The sequence below is a fragment of the Rhizobium sp. 18055 genome, assembly GCF_902706285.1.
Lineage (GTDB): Bacteria > Pseudomonadota > Alphaproteobacteria > Rhizobiales > Rhizobiaceae > Rhizobium.
Genome location: NZ_CACSKD010000027.1, coordinates 1 through 15949 on the forward strand (window position 1 = coordinate 1; position 15949 = coordinate 15949).

22 protein-coding genes are annotated in these 15949 nt (G+C 61.3%); 11 read left to right on the plus strand and 11 right to left on the minus strand.

The window, feature by feature from the left end:
• Positions 1-156 precede the first annotated feature (156 nt).
• Positions 157-1995 carry an ABC transporter ATP-binding protein gene (locus tag GVL52_RS26700; RefSeq protein WP_160012443.1) on the minus strand — a complete coding sequence of 613 codons (1839 nt, stop codon included), beginning with the start codon at positions 1993-1995 and terminating at the stop codon, positions 157-159.
• Positions 1996-2465: 470 nt separating this feature from the next.
• Between GVL52_RS26700 and GVL52_RS26705 the strand changes: the two genes are divergently transcribed.
• Entirely contained in the window at positions 2466-2690 is a 225-nt protein-coding gene (locus GVL52_RS26705; RefSeq protein ID WP_160012444.1) for a hypothetical protein, read from the plus strand.
• A gap of 184 nt (positions 2691-2874) precedes the next feature.
• On the opposite strand, the gene GVL52_RS26710 is transcribed toward GVL52_RS26705, so the two are convergent.
• The 3 genes from GVL52_RS26710 to GVL52_RS26720 all read right to left on the minus strand — a co-directional run bounded on the left by GVL52_RS26710 (position 2875) and on the right by GVL52_RS26720 (position 4843).
• Positions 2875-3720: an aspartyl/asparaginyl beta-hydroxylase domain-containing protein gene (locus GVL52_RS26710; RefSeq protein WP_160012445.1), complete on the minus strand. Its 846-nt coding sequence runs from the start codon at positions 3718-3720 to the stop codon at positions 2875-2877.
• Between the two features lie 185 nt (positions 3721-3905).
• On the minus strand, positions 3906-4247 hold the full coding sequence (locus GVL52_RS26715; protein WP_160012446.1) for an SMR family transporter: 342 nt from the start codon (positions 4245-4247) through the stop codon (positions 3906-3908).
• Positions 4248-4279: 32 nt separating this feature from the next.
• Entirely contained in the window at positions 4280-4843 is a 564-nt protein-coding gene (locus GVL52_RS26720) for a TetR/AcrR family transcriptional regulator (protein WP_160012447.1), read from the minus strand.
• Between the two features lie 174 nt (positions 4844-5017).
• Between GVL52_RS26720 and GVL52_RS26725 the strand changes: the two genes are divergently transcribed.
• Both GVL52_RS26725 and GVL52_RS26730 read left to right on the plus strand, forming a co-directional pair.
• Positions 5018-5407, plus strand: coding sequence for a group II truncated hemoglobin (locus tag GVL52_RS26725; protein WP_160012448.1), 390 nt, complete (start codon positions 5018-5020; stop codon positions 5405-5407).
• Between the two features lie 10 nt (positions 5408-5417).
• The gene (locus GVL52_RS26730) at positions 5418-5789 is read left to right on the plus strand and encodes a DUF423 domain-containing protein (RefSeq protein WP_160012449.1); all 372 of its coding nucleotides are present in this window, start codon (positions 5418-5420) and stop codon (positions 5787-5789) included.
• A gap of 136 nt (positions 5790-5925) precedes the next feature.
• Here GVL52_RS26730 and GVL52_RS26735 read toward each other — a convergent pair whose 3' ends face one another.
• From GVL52_RS26735 to GVL52_RS26755, 5 genes are all read right to left on the minus strand, one after another.
• Complete coding sequence (locus tag GVL52_RS26735) at positions 5926-6240, minus strand: antibiotic biosynthesis monooxygenase (protein ID WP_160012474.1); 315 nt, start codon at positions 6238-6240, stop codon at positions 5926-5928.
• 8 nt (positions 6241-6248) lie between these two features.
• Positions 6249-6518 carry a hypothetical protein gene (locus GVL52_RS26740; RefSeq protein WP_160012450.1) on the minus strand — a complete coding sequence of 90 codons (270 nt, stop codon included), beginning with the start codon at positions 6516-6518 and terminating at the stop codon, positions 6249-6251.
• On the minus strand, positions 6515-6922 hold the full coding sequence (locus GVL52_RS26745; RefSeq protein ID WP_160012451.1) for a DUF2325 domain-containing protein: 408 nt from the start codon (positions 6920-6922) through the stop codon (positions 6515-6517). Before GVL52_RS26745 ends, GVL52_RS26740 begins: the two co-directional genes overlap by 4 nt.
• A gap of 112 nt (positions 6923-7034) precedes the next feature.
• The gene (locus tag GVL52_RS26750) at positions 7035-8333 is read right to left on the minus strand and encodes a TonB family protein (RefSeq protein ID WP_160012452.1); all 1299 of its coding nucleotides are present in this window, start codon (positions 8331-8333) and stop codon (positions 7035-7037) included.
• A 59-nt stretch (positions 8334-8392) separates the two neighbouring features.
• Positions 8393-8839 (minus strand): hypothetical protein, encoded by a 447-nt coding sequence (locus GVL52_RS26755; protein WP_160012453.1) that lies wholly within the window; start codon positions 8837-8839, stop codon positions 8393-8395.
• A gap of 142 nt (positions 8840-8981) precedes the next feature.
• Here GVL52_RS26755 and hemP point away from each other — a divergent pair, with 142 nt between their 5' ends.
• From hemP to GVL52_RS26790, 7 genes are all read left to right on the plus strand, one after another.
• Positions 8982-9164 (plus strand): hemin uptake protein HemP, encoded by a 183-nt coding sequence (gene hemP, locus GVL52_RS26760; protein ID WP_160012454.1) that lies wholly within the window; start codon positions 8982-8984, stop codon positions 9162-9164.
• 10 nt (positions 9165-9174) lie between these two features.
• Positions 9175-10224, plus strand: coding sequence for a hemin-degrading factor (locus GVL52_RS26765; protein WP_160012455.1), 1050 nt, complete (start codon positions 9175-9177; stop codon positions 10222-10224).
• 10 nt (positions 10225-10234) lie between these two features.
• Positions 10235-11137 carry a hemin ABC transporter substrate-binding protein gene (locus GVL52_RS26770; protein ID WP_160012456.1) on the plus strand — a complete coding sequence of 301 codons (903 nt, stop codon included), beginning with the start codon at positions 10235-10237 and terminating at the stop codon, positions 11135-11137.
• Positions 11138-11157: 20 nt separating this feature from the next.
• The gene (locus tag GVL52_RS26775) at positions 11158-12252 is read left to right on the plus strand and encodes an iron ABC transporter permease (protein ID WP_200847911.1); all 1095 of its coding nucleotides are present in this window, start codon (positions 11158-11160) and stop codon (positions 12250-12252) included.
• A 27-nt stretch (positions 12253-12279) separates the two neighbouring features.
• Positions 12280-13071 carry a heme ABC transporter ATP-binding protein gene (locus GVL52_RS26780; RefSeq protein ID WP_160012458.1) on the plus strand — a complete coding sequence of 264 codons (792 nt, stop codon included), beginning with the start codon at positions 12280-12282 and terminating at the stop codon, positions 13069-13071.
• Positions 13072-13216: 145 nt separating this feature from the next.
• Positions 13217-13564 carry a YqjD family protein gene (locus tag GVL52_RS26785; RefSeq protein ID WP_160012459.1) on the plus strand — a complete coding sequence of 116 codons (348 nt, stop codon included), beginning with the start codon at positions 13217-13219 and terminating at the stop codon, positions 13562-13564.
• 9 nt (positions 13565-13573) lie between these two features.
• Positions 13574-13975 carry a hypothetical protein gene (locus GVL52_RS26790; RefSeq protein ID WP_160012460.1) on the plus strand — a complete coding sequence of 134 codons (402 nt, stop codon included), beginning with the start codon at positions 13574-13576 and terminating at the stop codon, positions 13973-13975.
• An 89-nt stretch (positions 13976-14064) separates the two neighbouring features.
• Here the strand turns inward: GVL52_RS26790 and GVL52_RS26795 are convergent, their stop codons facing one another.
• Together GVL52_RS26795 and GVL52_RS26800 are read right to left on the minus strand one after the other, a co-directional pair.
• Positions 14065-14619: an RNA polymerase sigma factor gene (locus GVL52_RS26795; protein WP_160012461.1), complete on the minus strand. Its 555-nt coding sequence runs from the start codon at positions 14617-14619 to the stop codon at positions 14065-14067.
• 10 nt (positions 14620-14629) lie between these two features.
• Positions 14630-14833 (minus strand): NepR family anti-sigma factor, encoded by a 204-nt coding sequence (locus tag GVL52_RS26800; protein WP_160012462.1) that lies wholly within the window; start codon positions 14831-14833, stop codon positions 14630-14632.
• A gap of 276 nt (positions 14834-15109) precedes the next feature.
• Between GVL52_RS26800 and GVL52_RS26805 the strand changes: the two genes are divergently transcribed.
• Positions 15110-15904 carry a response regulator gene (locus tag GVL52_RS26805; protein ID WP_160012463.1) on the plus strand — a complete coding sequence of 265 codons (795 nt, stop codon included), beginning with the start codon at positions 15110-15112 and terminating at the stop codon, positions 15902-15904.
• Positions 15905-15949: the final 45 nt, after the last annotated feature.

Consider the following 15949-nt stretch of genomic DNA (forward strand, 5'->3'; position numbering starts at 1 on the left):
TGGCCAAGGACTACGTCTCGCTCAACGTCGCCGTCGGCGGCGGCTACAACCCGGACGGCAAGCCAACCGTGGCACCGCCAAAGGCTAGCTGAGCAAACGATTGAACATGCAAAGCCCCGGTTCGCCGTGGCTTTTTTTGTTGTGGACGGATGAGCCTCACATACTCGCTTGCACGCTGTGCAAGCCGGCATAGACCCCGTCCTGCGCCATCAGCTCATCATGGTTGCCCTGTTCGATGATCCCATCGGCGGTCAGCACCAGAATGCGGTCGGCATGCCGGACGGTCGAGAGGCGGTGGGCGATGACAACAGTGGTGCGGCCGTTTGCGAGGTTCAGCAGAGCCTGCTGCACCGCCCTTTCGCTCTCGTTGTCGAGCGCGCTGGTCGCCTCGTCGAAGATCAGGATTGCCGGATCCTTGAGAAACGCCCGTGCAATCGTCAGCCTCTGGCGCTGCCCGCCCGAGAGCTTGACGCCGCGCTGCCCGATATCGGTGTCGTAACCATCGGAGAGCGCCATGATGAAGTCATGGGCATTGGCAGCGCGCGCCGCCGCCTCGACCTCGGCATCGGTCGCCTCCGGCCGGCCATAGCGCAGATTTTCGGCCACCGTGCCGGCAAACAGATAGACATCCTGCTGCACCACCCCGACATGGCGCCGCAACGAGGCCAGCGTCACCTCCCTGATATCGACACCGTCAATATGGATCGCTCCGCCCTGCACGTCGTAGAACCGCGGAATCAACGAGCAAAGCGTGCTTTTGCCGACGCCCGATGGGCCGACCAGCGCCACGAACTCACCCGGTGCGATGGTGAACGACAGATGCTCGAACACACCGGCCGAATCGGCATCATAGCCAAAACCGACATCCGAGAAGCGGATCTCTCCCTTGGGTTCCGGCAGGGAGCGCGCGCTCGGCATGTCGATAATGTCGGGCGCCTCCTCCAGGATCTCCATCGCCCTGACAAAGCCCGTATAGCCCTCCTGCCAGAGCCGCACGAAGTTGGCGAGCCGCTGAACCGGATCGACCAGCACCGCCACGCACAGCAGGAACGTCAGCAGATCGGCGACCGTCATCGCCGACGACACGATTCGCACACCGCCGACAATGATGACCAGTATGGTGATCAACTGCGCAAAGCTCTCCGTGCCGACCGAGAACCAGGCTTCGCTGCGGTAACCCTCCGAACGGCTTTGCAGGAACCGCTGGTTCTGCGCGGCAAACCGGTCGCTTTCCAGAGCCTCGTTGGCAAACGACTGGACGACGCGAATCCCGGCCAGGCTGTCCTCCACCCGCTCGTTGACGCCGGCAATCTGCCGTTTGCTGGCTTCGAGCGCCCGGTTCATGCGGCGATTGAAATAGAGTGCATAGGTCACCGCCAGCGGCGTCAGCAGCAGGATAAGTCCCGCCAGCACCGGATCGATGAAGAACAGCACCAGCATCGCCCCGCCATATTTGAGCGCGGCAATCGCAATATCCTCGGGCCCGTGATGGAAGAGTTCACCGAGCCAAAGCGTATCATTGGTGATGCGGCTCATCAGTTGCCCGGTGCGCTGCCGGTCGTAGAAGCTGAACGACAGCTTCTGGCAATGCTCGAAAAGCTCTTGCCGCACGGCCGCCTCGATACGAGCACCCATCATGTGGCCGCGATAATCGACAAAGAAGATCGCCACGATCTGCACCGCCAGAATGACCAGCATGACGCCCCCGACCTGAAGAATCGGCCCATAGGCTTCATCCGCATCGCTCAGCACAAGAATGCGGTTGGTCACGACATTGGCACAGACAGGCAGCGCGACCGCCGTCGCCGCAACGAGGAAGGCGCATAACAGATCCGCAAACAGCAACTGCAGATGCGGGCGATAGTAGGAGAGAAATTTTCGCAGCCGAGACCAGCGCTGCGCACGCTCGGCTGCGGTCGAATCACGGCGGCAGAATTTTAGGAAAGCTCTATGACGGGGCGCACTTTTTCGCGCACGGGAAAACAGAATAGGCATGAAGCGGTGTGTCCTTGTGGATGATGTTTCCTTTCTTGTTGGACAGGATCGCTTTCATGTCAGTCTCCCGGAATTGGTCGCCTCGGCGATTGGGTTGTATTTCAGCCTTACCAGACACGGCCCGCATCGTAAACGTCGGCCGCTGCACCATTAACCAAAGGCGCATCGGCGCATCGATGCCGCCCGTAGCAGCACGCCAGCGCTGACACATCAGAGACTTGGCCGCCACACGCCCGGACTTGTGTTAACGCCGCCGTCGGCGGCCTCATCAGGCCGTTGAGGTCTCGTCAACGGACCTGTCGTGTTTCGGGACGAATGGAGGTTGGCGGGCAGTGCGTTTCCGGCTGTCGTTTTCTTTCGAAACATCGCCGTCCGTCGCACTCCGGGACACCCGGCATTCTTAACCTTACCTGGTAACCAACTGACCAGCATCATGTTGAAAACTAACGGTGTTATGGCAATGTTCATTCATGACAAACATCCGCTCTCCAAGATTTACTGCCGAAGATATCGGACGGTCGCGGGAATGCGAAAGCGTCTGCAAAGGCGCCATTATCGATGTTGTCCGTCGCGCTATCGCGGCGGGGTGGCGTGAAGAGGAAATTGCTCTTCACCTCGCAGATGCTGCAGAAGACTACGTAATTTTTCTGGCGACAAAACCAAGCCTCAAGCGCATGGCCGCCAACAACAACTAGCTGGCTATATCTCGGCCTGAGGCCGATCCGAATCAAGGTTCGCAAGCGTGAGGGGCGCGGCCTGCCAGCTAAAACACCGGCATGATTTGATAGAAAACGCGCAGCCTCCGCGTGCATAGCGCAGGGTAGCGATGCGGCGTCTCGACCGGACGCCGCGGTTTGACCCGCGGCGGGGCCTTGCGATTTACGCCTGCGGGCGGTTTCTGAAGGCCTCGGCTTCGGCGTAGAACTTCTTTTCCCACTCCTTGTGGTTATCCAGCCCTTCGCGAATGAACGGCGTGAACACGGCAAGGTTCATCAGCGCCCAGTTGATGAAGCGGGCCGGGAATTTCAGCGGCTTCACGAAATCGACGAACAGCACCACGCGGGTCTTGTCCGTATGGTTCCATGCCTCGTGTTCATAGGCGTCGTCGAAGATCAGCGCCTTGCCTTCCTGCCAGTGGCAGATCTGGTCCTTGACACGAATGGCAAGCTTGTCGGCAGGCTCCGGCACGATCATGCCGACATGCAGGCGCAGCACCCCGTTATAAGGACCACGATGCGCCGGCAGATGCTTGCCGGGCTCGAATATCGAGAACATCGCCGTCTTCAGGCCGGGGATCTTCTGCACCGCATTCCAGGTATCCGGGCAGGCCTTGATGTTCTGCTCCGACTTCACGCCGAAGCCGACGAGGAAGAACGTCTTCCAGCCGGCATCGGTCGAGATCGTCTTCACGTCGGTCGAGATATCCTGGAAGGTCGGCAGTTCGCTCTGGCGCACCAGCACCCGCTCCAGCTCGGCGCGTATCTGCGGATAGGCTGCTTCCACCGCCTTCGCCCAGGGGAAGGTGGCGTTGTCGTAAACCGGTGGATTGCCGAGCGTGGCATATTTGAAATTGAGCTTCTCCGCCCAGGCAACGATGCCCATGAAGAACCGCGTCACCGGGCTCGGACGGCCCATCGGGGCGATCCCTGACGTGCCGAAGGTCTGGCCATCGGGCTTGGGTTCGGAGATTTTCGGGGAGGAAAGGTCAGCGGTGCCGTCAGTCATGGATGTTCCAATACGCGATGCGAAACTGTCATATGTCACTCTGCATATGGAGATCGCCGCCGCGTCCGCAAGCAGCACCTCCGTAGAGTGAGGTCAAATGTCGCGATCCGCGACCTTCTCTCCGCGTGACCGGCATCCCCTTGTGACAGGGTTCTAAGCCGGCATACGACCGGACCCGCTGAAAATCAATGGGCGACGGATTTGGAGAACAGGTTGACGACCAGGACGCCAGCGATGATCAGGCCCAACCCGATGATCGCCGGCATATCCAGCCGCTGCTTGAAATACACAAGCCCGACCACCGAAATCAGCACCATGCCGAGAGCACCCCAGATCGCATAGGCGATGCCGACGGGGATCACCTTCAGCGTCAACGACAGGCAGTAGAACGCCACCGCATAGCAGACGACGAGCAGGATCGTCGGCCCGACGCGGGTGAACTGCTGCGACATCTGCAGCGCCGTCGTGCCGATCACCTCGAGCACGATCGCCGTAAACAGCAGCGCGTAGACGGCAATCGGTGCCATGATCGATGTATCCTCTGTCCTGATGGGAAGTGTTATTTGCCGGTCAGTTCGACCATGCGCGCCAGCAGCGCATCGCGCGCAGCGTTATCCGTGGGATGGCTACCCAGCATGTCGGCAAGCCACAGCCCGTCGGCGGCAAAACGGATGATCTGCGCATTGACGGAGGAATCCGTCCCGACATACTCGTCCGCGCGCTCCTGCACCCAGGAATTCCAGCGCTGGCGGTGCCGTGGCTCCGCCAGCAGCGCGATCGTCACCTGCGCCCAGTGACCGGCCTCGTCAGGGCTATCCCTCAGCCCGGCGACCGCCATCAGATAGGCGCGTGTAAACCGCCCATGCGACATCGGATCATCACGCATCCGCCGATCGAGATCGGCATCGAAGCGCGTCAGCAGGTCGTCGAAAAGCGCATCGAGAAGCGCGTTCTTGGTCGGAAAATGATGGAGAAGCCCGCCCTTGCTCACCCCCGATGCGCCGGAGACGGCATCGAGCGTCACGGCACCCATTCCCTGCTCGCTGGTCAGGCGCGCGGCGACATCCAGCAACTGCTGGCGAACGAGAGCGGGTTGTTTGCGACGGTGATGAGCGATTGACATGACGCATAAAGATACCGTCTGGACGGTTTTGTCAATCGAATTCACTTGCTGCTGCCTCTGGCATGCCCCGTCAGGCATCATCGACGCAAAAATGCCGCAGCGATCACAGCCGGTTGCAGTTGCGATCACCGCCGTGGCGGTGCATGAAGGACCGGAGTTTCAAGGGACCGAGCCGTGAGCGAAAACACCATCACACTCTACGAGGCCGTCGGCGGCGATGCCACGATCCGGGCACTGTCACATCGCTTCTACCAACTGATGGACACGCTGCCGGAGGCAAAGCATGTCCGCGCCGTCCATCCGCCGACGCTCGAAGGCAGCGAGGCGAAGTTCTACGAATACATGACCGGCTACCTCGGCGGCCCGCCGCTCTACACCGACAAATATGGTCATCCACGCTTGCGAAGCCGTCACTTCGGTGCCGAGATCGGCCCCGTGGAGCGCGACGAATGGCTGCTCTGCTTCCGCCAGGCACTCGAGGAGACCGTCTCCAACCCCAAGCTCCGCGACATCATCCTGCCACCGATCGAACGGCTGGCCGATCACATGCAGAACAAGCAATAGGCTCGCCGACATGACGCTCAATCAGCGCTTTGCACCTCTTTTCCTGGTGTTTTCAGGCCTTTTCGGCTTTGCCGGCGTGGCACTGGCCGCAGTTGCGGCCCATGGCGGCGGTGACGCCCATCTGGTCGCCTCGGCCTCTGCCATGTGCATCGCTCACGCCCCTGCCCTGCTGGCATTGGCGCTCGCTGGCGAAAGATTGAAGACCGCCTGGCTCGCCGGCCTGTTGATCGGCATTGGAACGCTGCTGTTTTCAGGCGATCTGGTGGCGCTTCGCTTTGCCGGCTCGGGACTGTTTCCGCTGGCAGCGCCGACCGGCGGTTTCGCCATGATGTTCGGCTGGCTGGCCATCACCGCAGGCGCCTTCTTCCGCAACCGGGCCTGAGCGGCCAGACGCGCAGCCTCGCGCTGTCAGGCTTGGGCTATCCGGCAGACGAGCAGCAGGCTGTCATGCGAATCGGCGAGCCAGAAATGGGCTCGATCGCCTCACGTCGCCGCATCCGATAGCCCGCAGCCAGGCGTCAGATGCCGTCGACGACCTGGAAGCCTTCGAACACCGGCGGCCCCTTGTACATCGTCTTGCGGTCGCCGGCATTGCGGTGCGCCGCGCGAAACTGTTCCGACCTGGTCCAGCCGAGGAAATCCTGTTCGCTCCGCCAGATCGTATGCGAGGAAAACAGCGTATAGCCCTCCTCCGCATTCTCCTTGCCGCGCAGCAGCCGGAACTCGACGAAGCCCGGCACCTCGGACAGGCTGGAATCGCGATTGCGCCAGACGCTTTCGAAATCCGCTTCCGATCCGGTGGCAACCTTGAAGCGGTTCATCGCGATATACATGGGAATACTCACGCCTTGCGTTTCTTGTCGGCCTTCAAAGCATCGAAGGTGACGACATTATCGCCGTTCAAGGCATCGCGGCCAAGCGGTTTTTGCGTCGCTTCTCCCGGCATCCGGGCATCCCAGATCGGAAACTGTTCGACATTCGGATAGTGTAGCCGCCGCTCTTCGCGCTCCATCATCAGTTCGTAGAGTTCGGGCACGAGGCCCTCGCCGTTTTGCGCGGCCAGCTTGTGCAGGCCGATCAGCGTGTACCCTTCCGGGCGCTTGTCGCTCATCGGGCGGCGTCTCGCTCATTCATGGTGTTCAGCGCCCGCTCAAGGCTGGACTTGCTGCCGTTTCTGAGCGGAATGAAGGTCTTGCCGAACTTCTTGCAGCCGGTCTTCACCCGCAGGCAGGCATCGTGGCTGATACAGTCGATCGGGCAGAAAACGCAATCGACCGAGGGAAGCACGGTATCGATGCGCGACACCGCTTCACGCAGGCCGCCATCGTGATGGATCAGCTCGGCACCGAAATTGCTGCAGATCTGGCGCAGATGCGCCACCTGGCAATCGCGCCCGCCGACATAAAGAAAACTGCGACCGTCGAGCTTGGAACGTCCGGAGGCCTCCTGAACCGTGTTCGCATCCGCGCTGACGCGGACCTCCCGGTTAGAACCCTTCTTCGCCTTACGCGCCATTGACCACCCGTTCGCTTATTAATCGGCACACGATCTCTGCGTGTGTAAGCGGACCTTAGTAAACTTGAATTTTAGAGTAAAGTATAAAGTTGATTATTTTCATCATATTTTATCATCGTCCCGTCACCTGCAACTCCTGGGTGAATGACCAGCTTGGCTTTCCCCACTCCGCAGGCAGCGGCGGGAATGGCGCGGCGCGGCGCACACCATCGACGACAGCCTGATCGAGTTCAGGAATGCCGGAGCTGCGCGCAACGGACAGGCTGCTGAGTGCGCCGGAGCCGCCGATCGTCAGTCGAACGCGAACGCTGAGCGACGATGCCATGCGCTTGTATTCCGACGGCACCTTGATGGAGCGGCGGATCTTCGACTGCACCTTGCCCGGATAGTTGGCAACGGCAGCGCTGCCGGAACCGCTGCGGCTCCCGGCGCTGCGCGAATCCTGATCGGACGCCGCTTCGACCCCATCGGCGGCACCCCGCCTGCTATCCTGCTTGTTCTCACCCCGCGAGCCGGCCTGGACAGCAGCCTTCTTCGGCGGCTGCTTCTTCTCGACCGGTTTCGGCTTTTCAACCGGCTTTTGTGCCACCGGCTTCGGCTCCGGCGTCGGCACGGTCTCCGGTTCGGGTGGAATCTCGGCCGTTTCCGTCGGCTGAACGGCCGTCACCTCTTCAGGCGTGGTCGGCGTTTCCGGGGGCACCTCCGGCGGAACTTCGGTCGGCACCTCGGTCGCCATCGGCTGCACCACGGAGGTCTCTGCCGGCGCCTGAGATGTCAGGATTTCCGGCTCGACGGCGGTGACATTTTCGGGCGAAACCCGCGTCACTTCCTGCGTCGGGGCGACCGGCTGCGGATCGACCGGCGGCGTTTCGGGCTGAACCTCGGTCGGCTGCTGCGTGGTTTCGGGCTGAACCGCCTCGGCGACGATCTCCTCCGGCTTGGGTTCAGCATCTTCCTCGCCCGACGATTGCTGGTCCATCTCGCTATCGCCGAGCATGATGACGCTCACCACCTCGCCGGCTTCTTCCACCGGTGCCTGCGGCGTCACCACGAAGCCGAGGAGCAAGGCCGCGACAAGCGCGCCGTGGAAGATGCACGAGCCGATGCAGGCGGCGGTGACGCCGAGCTTGCGGCCGTGCGAGCGGCCTGCCGGCATTTCGACACGCGCATCCACCAGCGGCGCGGCGGCGTCGCCGGTGCTGGCGCTGCGTGGGTCCTGCGGAAAGGACGAGATCTGGGCCTGTCTGGTATAGTGGATGACAGCTTCGGCGGCGGGCTGGCGCGAGACGTTATGAAGATCCGACAACTCGTGGCCCGGGTGCATCCCCGGATTATTGTCGTTCACGCCACCATCGGCGACTGCCTCGTCAAAGAGAACATGTCTCGCCTTTGATCTTGCTGAAACCACCATCTTGAAATGCCTTGTCCCGCTGAAACTGAAGCCGGCCGGAGATCATCCCCGGCCGCCACTCAACCCTCGAAGGGAATGGAAACCTGAGAGCGGGTCACCAGACCCTTCATGCACTCGCCCTTGGCAGGGCCTTCGCAAGCCGGCGTGTCGTTGATCAGCACGCGCGTCACGCTTTCGCACTTCACATTCGGCATATCGAACTGGCGCACCCGCTTCTTGCCCTGAGGCAGATCGCGGAAATCGAGAACGGTGATCTTGTCGACGGCATTCTTGTCGTTGAAGAAGGCGAGCTCGAAGGAAACCTTGGTGATCGCCTCGGGCAGCGTGTTCAGCGCCACGAAGGTCATCATGCAACCCTTCTGCGAAGGCGCCAGCGCGTTAAGCTCCACATCGAGCGTCGCCGCCGGGGCGGCAGCCGGGGCAGCGCTCTGCGCATAGGCCTGCACAGCTCCGGTGATCGCCAGTGAACCTGCTGCCAAAAGCGTTGCAAACCTCGTGACTACCATTGCGTCTCTCCACTGAAATTCCGAAACTTGACTTATAAAGTCCGCTATTGCGTCTTTAAAAAATGATGACTATGAGAGTCAAGATAATTGTAGGTCGCAGGGGCGTTTTAGGCCCGGCAATAAGAGCAAAAAAGCCAACGAAATGATGGTCGATAAGCAGGACACACTGAAGCAAACGCTGTTGGCGCGAGACGCCGTGGCCGACGTTCGGGTCCTGGAGAGCAGCGATATTTTTCGCGGTGCCAACGAGATCGTCATCCGTCACGATGGTGCTGTGTACCGGATGAAGATCACCCGCCAGGGCAAGCTAATTCTGAATAAGTAGGGGTAAACACATGACCGAGAACACCACGCCGGCACCTGCCGAAATCCGCGCATTCCGTGCCGAAAACCCGAAGATGCGCGAACGCGACATCGCAGCCCAGCTCAAGGTTTCCGAGGCAGCGCTTGTTGCAGCGGAAGTCGGCCTCACCGCCACCCGCATCGACGGCAGCGCCCTGAAACTGCTGGAACGCGTCGCCGAACTCGGCGAAGTCATGGCGCTATCGCGCAACGAAAGCGCCGTCCACGAAAAGATCGGCGTCTACGAGAACATCAAGACCGGCGGACAGGGCGCCATCGTTCTCGGCGAAAACATCGACCTGCGCATCTTCCCGAGCCGCTGGGTGCACGCTTTCGCCGTCACCAAGAAGGATGGCGAACAGGAGCGTCTCAGCCTCCAGTATTTCGACAAGGCCGGCGTCGCCGTCCACAAGGTGCATCTGCGCCCGACCTCGAATGTCGACGCCTATCACGCGATCGTCAACGACCTGAAGCTCGAGGACCAGTCGCAGGACTTCGTCGCCGACCACTCCAAGTCGGTCACCGACGAGAGCGGCGACGTCAGCCAGGACGAGTTGCGCGACCACTGGAGCAAGATGACCGACACCCACGAGTTCTTCGGCATGCTGCGCAAACTGAAGATCGGCCGCCAGGTGGCCGTGCGCACCGTCGGCGACGACTACGCCTGGAAGCTCGACAACACGGCGACAGCCGACATGATGCATGCATCCGTCAAGTCGGGCCTGCCGATCATGTGCTTCGTCGGCAATGACGGCATCGTCCAGATCCATTCCGGTCCGATCTTCAATGTCCAGCCGATGGGGCCGTGGATCAACATCCTCGACGAGACCTTCCACCTGCATCTGCGCCAGGATCACATCGCCGAGACCTGGGCCGTGCGCAAGCCGACCAAGGATGGCCACGTCACCTCCGTCGAGGTCTACGGCGCCAACGGCGAAATGATCATCCAGTTCTTCGGCAAGCGCAAGGAAGGGTCGCAGGAGCGGGCCGACTGGCGCGACATCGTCGAGAACCTGCCCAAAGCGACCAGCGTTGCAGCGTAAGCCGAAGGAGATGACCATGTTCAATCATCAGCGCGCACTCAAGACGGCCCTGGCACGCGGCCTGCTCGCGCTGCCGCTCGCCGCTTCGCTTCTGGCTTTCGGCCCCTCTGCCCATGCCGACGAGAAGCTCGATGACACCCGCCTGATCTCGATCGGCGGCGATCTGACCGAGATCATCTACGCGCTGGGCGAAGACAACCACCTGATCGCCCGCGACACCACCAGCCTGTTTCCCGAACAGGCTCTCAAGCTGCCCGACGTCGGCTACATGCGGGCGCTCTCTCCCGAAGGCATTCTCGCCATGAACCCGACGGCGATCATTGCCGTCGAAGGCTCCGGCCCGCCGGAAGCGCTCACCGTTTTGCGCAGCGCCAGCGTTCCCTTCGAAACGGTGCCTAACGCCTATACGCGTGACGGTATCTTGGCGAAGATCGACAAGGTCGGAGCCCTGCTTGGCGTCGAGGACAAGGCCGCCGAACTTCACCAGAAGGTCGCGTCCGATCTCGATGCTGCCATCACCGATGCCGCCAAGCATCCGCAGGGCGAGCGCAAGCGCGTTCTGTTCATCCTCAGCCTGCAGGGCGGCAAGGTCATGGCGTCGGGAACCGGAACCGCCGCTGACGGCATTATCAAGCTCGCAGGCTCCATCAACGCTGTCGGCACCTTCCCGGGCTACAAGCCGTTGACCGATGAGGCGATCATCGAAGCCAAGCCCGACATCATCCTGATGATGAACCGCGGCGACGGCGCCGGTACCACGAACGACGACCTGACCAAGCAACCGGCACTGGCGCTGACCCCTGCCGTTCAGAACAAGGCGATCATCCGCATGGACGGCCTGCATCTCCTCGGCTTCGGCCCGCGCACGGCAAGTGCCGTCCGCGAGTTGACCACGGCAATCTACGGGGGCTGATCTTGGCTCTGGTAACGGACATGGATGGACGACGCACGGTGTTTTCGCCGGCAGGACTGCGTGAGCGGCATCGCGCCGGCGATCGCTCGCTGCTGGCCCTGCTGGTGATCGCCCTGCTGGTGGTCGGCTCCGTCCTGTCGTTGCTGTTTTCCGTCACAACAGGCGCCTCGAATGCGTCCTTCATCGACGTCATCGCCAATGTCGCGGGATCAGAAGATGCGCTGAACATGCGCGACCGGATCATCATCTTCGACATCCGCATGCCGCGCGCCATTCTCGGCTTTCTGGTCGGCGGCTCGCTTGCCGTCTCCGGTGCGGTGATGCAGGGCCTGTTCCGCAACCCGCTGGCCGATCCCGGCCTCGTCGGCGTATCCTCCGGCGCCGGCCTTGGCGCCGTGGTCATGATCGTCCTCGGCGGCAGCTTTGTCGCACCCGTTTACCTGCTCCTCGGCATCTACGCCCTGCCGCTGGCAGCCTTCGGCGGCGGTCTCGTCACGACGCTGGTGCTCTACCGCGTCGCCACCAGCAACGGACAGACCTCCGTCGCCACCATGCTGCTCGCCGGCATTGCACTCGGCTCGCTCGCCGGCGCCATGACCGGCCTGGTGGTCTATATGGCCAACGACCAGCAGCTGCGCGACCTGACCTTCTGGGGGATGGGCTCGCTTGCCGGATCGACATGGACGAAGATCGCAGCCTCGGCGCCGATCATCCTGCTTTCGTTCGCCGTTGTGCCGTTCCTCGCCAGGGGCCTCAACGCCATCACGCTCGGCGAGGCGGCAGCCTTCCACATGGGCATTCCGGTTCAACGCCTGAAGAACATCGCCATCGTCGCGGTCGCAGCCGCCACCGGCGCCTCGGTTGCCGTCAGCGGCGGCATCGGCTTCGTCGGCATCGTCGTGCCGCATGTGCTGCGCATGATCATCGGCCCCGATCACCGCTATCTGCTACCGGCCTCGGCGCTGCTTGGCGGTTCGCTGCTGATCTTCGCCGACGTGCTGGCTCGAACGGTCGTGGCGCCTGCCGAATTGCCGATCGGCATCATCACCGCAGCAGTCGGCGGCCCGTTCTTCCTGTGGATTCTGCTGCGCCAGCGCTCCCGCCTTGCGCTTTGAACGCCATATCCCTGTGAGTGACCCGCAATGATCGAAGTCTCCGGCGTTTCCGTCCGCCTCTCGGGAAAAACCATCGTCAGCGACGTTGGCTTCACCGCCGCTGCAGGCAAGCTGACCGCCATCGTCGGCCCGAACGGCTCCGGCAAGACGACGACGATGAAGGCCGTCTCCGGCGAACTGCCGTACCAGGGCAAGATCCGCATGAATGGCGAAGACGTGACCGCCCTGCAGCCATACCAGCTGGCCGCCATGCGGGGCGTGCTGCCGCAGGCAAGCGCCATCTCCTTCCCGTTCACCGTGCGCGAGATCGTCCGCATGGGCCTCACGTCGGGCCTGAACCGCAACCCCGACAAGGCCGAACAGACCGCCGCAAGAGCTCTCGCCTCGGTCGATCTCGGCGGTTACGAAGGCCGCTTCTACCAGCATTTGTCCGGCGGCGAACAGCAGCGCGTGCAGCTCGCCCGCGTTCTTTGCCAGATCTCCGATCCCGTCATCGACGGCACGCCGCGCTGGCTGCTGCTGGACGAGCCGGTCTCCAGCCTGGATATCAGCCACCAGCTGACCATCATGCGCCTTGCCCGTGCCTTCTGCGACGCCGGTGGCGGCGTCATCGCCGTGATGCACGATCTCAACCTGACGGCACTGTTCGCCGACCAGATCATCCTGATGCAGTCGGGCCGTCTTGCGGCTTGCGGCACCGTGCACAAGGTCCTCACCGACGACACCATGCAATCGGTGTTCGGCTGCCCACTGCGCATCAACACGGTGCCGAGCGATGGCACACCGTTCGTGCTTGCCCACAGCGCGATCAACGGCTGACAGCAGCACGGAACTTTTTGCCCGCAACAGGCGTTAAGCCTTTGATTTGGGTCATTGCCGGGCGTATCTCTTGATGTCAGCTTGCGTATTGATCCTGTGTTTAACCAGGCGGCGCGAACCCGTGCCGTAACAATGGAGAAAAACCGTGGCATCTTTCCTTCAGTCCGGCCGTCACCGTCGCAATGGCAGCGCCGCCCTTCACAACATCGAATCGTCCATCGAGGACCAGATCGCCTCCCTGCAGGACGAGATCGCTTCACTGACCAAGATGATCGGCAAGGGCTCGCGCAAGCAGAGCGAAAAGCTGAGCGCCCAGGCGGCATCCGGCTATGACGAACTGATGGCCCGCAGCGAGGACTTGCTCCGCGACCTGCAGGATGGTTATCTCCGTGGTGCGACCGAGGTGCGCGACACCGTTCGCAAGCATCCGGTTGCGACAATCGGCGCTGCTGCCGCATTCGGACTGGTCGTTGCCCTTCTGGCACGGCGCTAAGGAGGCTAGATGCTTTTCCCGATCCTCAGCCTCCTGGTAGGCACGAGTGTTCACCGGACCGTTGCGCGCACCAAGCGCAACGGTATTTTCATTGCCATTGCGGCAATCTTCGTGCTCACCGCCTATGCGCTTGGCGTCACGGCCGGTGCAATCTGGCTTGCCGGCATCTACGGCCCGGTCGGGGCAGCCTTGTTTCTTGCCGCCTGCGCCCTGCTGATCGCCATCATCGTGATGATCGTCATGATGATCATGAACGCTCAGGAAGCGCGACGCGGGAGAGAACGCAAGCAGGCGTTCGAAACGGCAGCTGCAGCCAGCCTCGGCATCATTCGCTCGCAGCCACTGCTCACCGCGGGCATGATTGCAGCCATGGTCGCCGCCAATCTTTTCACATCGAAAAGCAAGGACTGATCAGCTTCAGAGGCGATCGGCTAGCAACAAGACAATAAAAAACCGGCGCCGCGATGGGAGCCGGTTTTTTGTTGTCGTTCGATCGGTTCTCAGAACGCGAAAGCCTTGGATGTCAGCGGCGAGGATGTCGCATCCGGCCCGAAATCGGCTTCACCGGTGATCTGCAGCATTTCCTGCAAACGCTGGCGGGCACGATTGACGCGGCTCTTGATCGTGCCGACTGCGCAGCCGCAGATCTCTGCCGCTTCTTCATAGGAGAAGCCCGAAGCACCGACCAGAATGATCGCTTCACGCTGGTCGCTCGGCAGTTGCTCGAGTGCCTTCTTGAAATCCTGCAGATCGAGCGCCCCGTACTGCGACGGATGCGTCGCCATCGATTCGGTGAACAGCCCGTCGCTGTCCTGAATCTCGCGGCCGGCCTTGCGCATCTGGCTATAAAGCTCGTTGCGCAGGATGGTGAAGAGCCAGGCCTTCATATTCGTACCCATCTCGAAGTGGTCCTGCTTGGCCCACGCCTTCATGATGGTGTCCTGGACGAGGTCGTCGGCGCGGTCGTGCCTGCCGATCAGCGAGATTGCGAAGGCCCGCAGACTGGGCAACGCCGACAGTAGCTCGCGCTTGAAGCTTGGTTGCTGCTTTTCCATCGGTCAACCTTCACTTGGCGGCTTTGGACGAAGCCATTTCGGCTTGGTCGAGCTTTTCGAGCAGATCGAGGAAACGATCGGGGATCGCCTCTTCCTGAGCTGCGGCATAAAGCGATCTCAATCGCACCCCGATCTGACTGTTGGGGTCGATTAGATCGCTCGCACGTAACTCAGCGCGATGACCGTCCAATTCTTCATTCTTACGGGTTGTCATTAACTTTTCGCTTTGTTGCCTGTTACCTTTAAGCCTCGCGTACCGCTGCGGGAAATCATCCCCATTCCGATCCCTCCTTCGTCACGGATATCTCTGCCGTGGCGAACTCTTCGAAATGTACGTGGTGTCGCAGATGAGTTTACGATGAGCCCTTCGTCTGTGGACTATAGAATGCAGTTCGATAAAAAAAGTTCCTGAAGTTTCGGAACTTTTTTTTGTAGCGTGCGTTTTCAATGCACTGGAGCTGTTTTTCGGCCCTGCTTATGGGAGCTATCTATGACACTTTCTACTCGAATTGCGCCGCACCTTCCGTATCTGCGCCGCTATTCACGGGCGCTGACCGGCACACAGACATCTGGCGACGCATATGTCGCAGCCGTGCTGGAAGCGATTATCGCTGACATATCCATTTTCCCCGACACGTCGAACGACCGTGTTGCCTTGTACAAACTGTTCACCACACTGTTTGGTTCCTCCACGGTGCAGATTCCCGAGCCCTCCTCCCCCTATGCGTGGGAGCAGCGTGCCACCATCAATCTCGGCAAGGTCTCCCCGCGCGCCCGTCAGGCGTTCATTCTCGCATCCGTTGAGAACTTCCGGGTTGGCGAAATCGCTGAAATTCTCGGCGCCGAGGAAGGTGAAGTGTCGAGCCTGCTCGACAGCGCATCCCGCGAGATTTCCCGCCAGGTCGCAACCGATATCATGATCATCGAAGACGAACCGCTGATCGCCATGGATATCGAGCAGATGGTCGAAAGCCTCGGCCATCGCGTCACCGGCATCGCACGGACGCACACCGAAGCGGTGGCGCTCTATAACAAGACCAAGCCCAGCATGGTGCTCGCCGATATCCAGCTCGCCGACGGCAGCTCGGGCATCGACGCGGTCAACGATATCCTCAAGACATCGAGCGTTCCGGTGATCTTCATCACCGCCTTCCCGGAGCGTTTGCTCACCGGCGAACGTCCGGAACCGACCTTCCTCGTCACCAAGCCCTTCAATCCTGACATGGTGAAGGCGCTGATCAGCCAGGCGCTGTTCTTCAACGAGAGCACCAAGGCCGCCGCCTGACGGAAGTTTCATCAGTTGCGGAACAAAGCGAAATCGGGGGCGTTC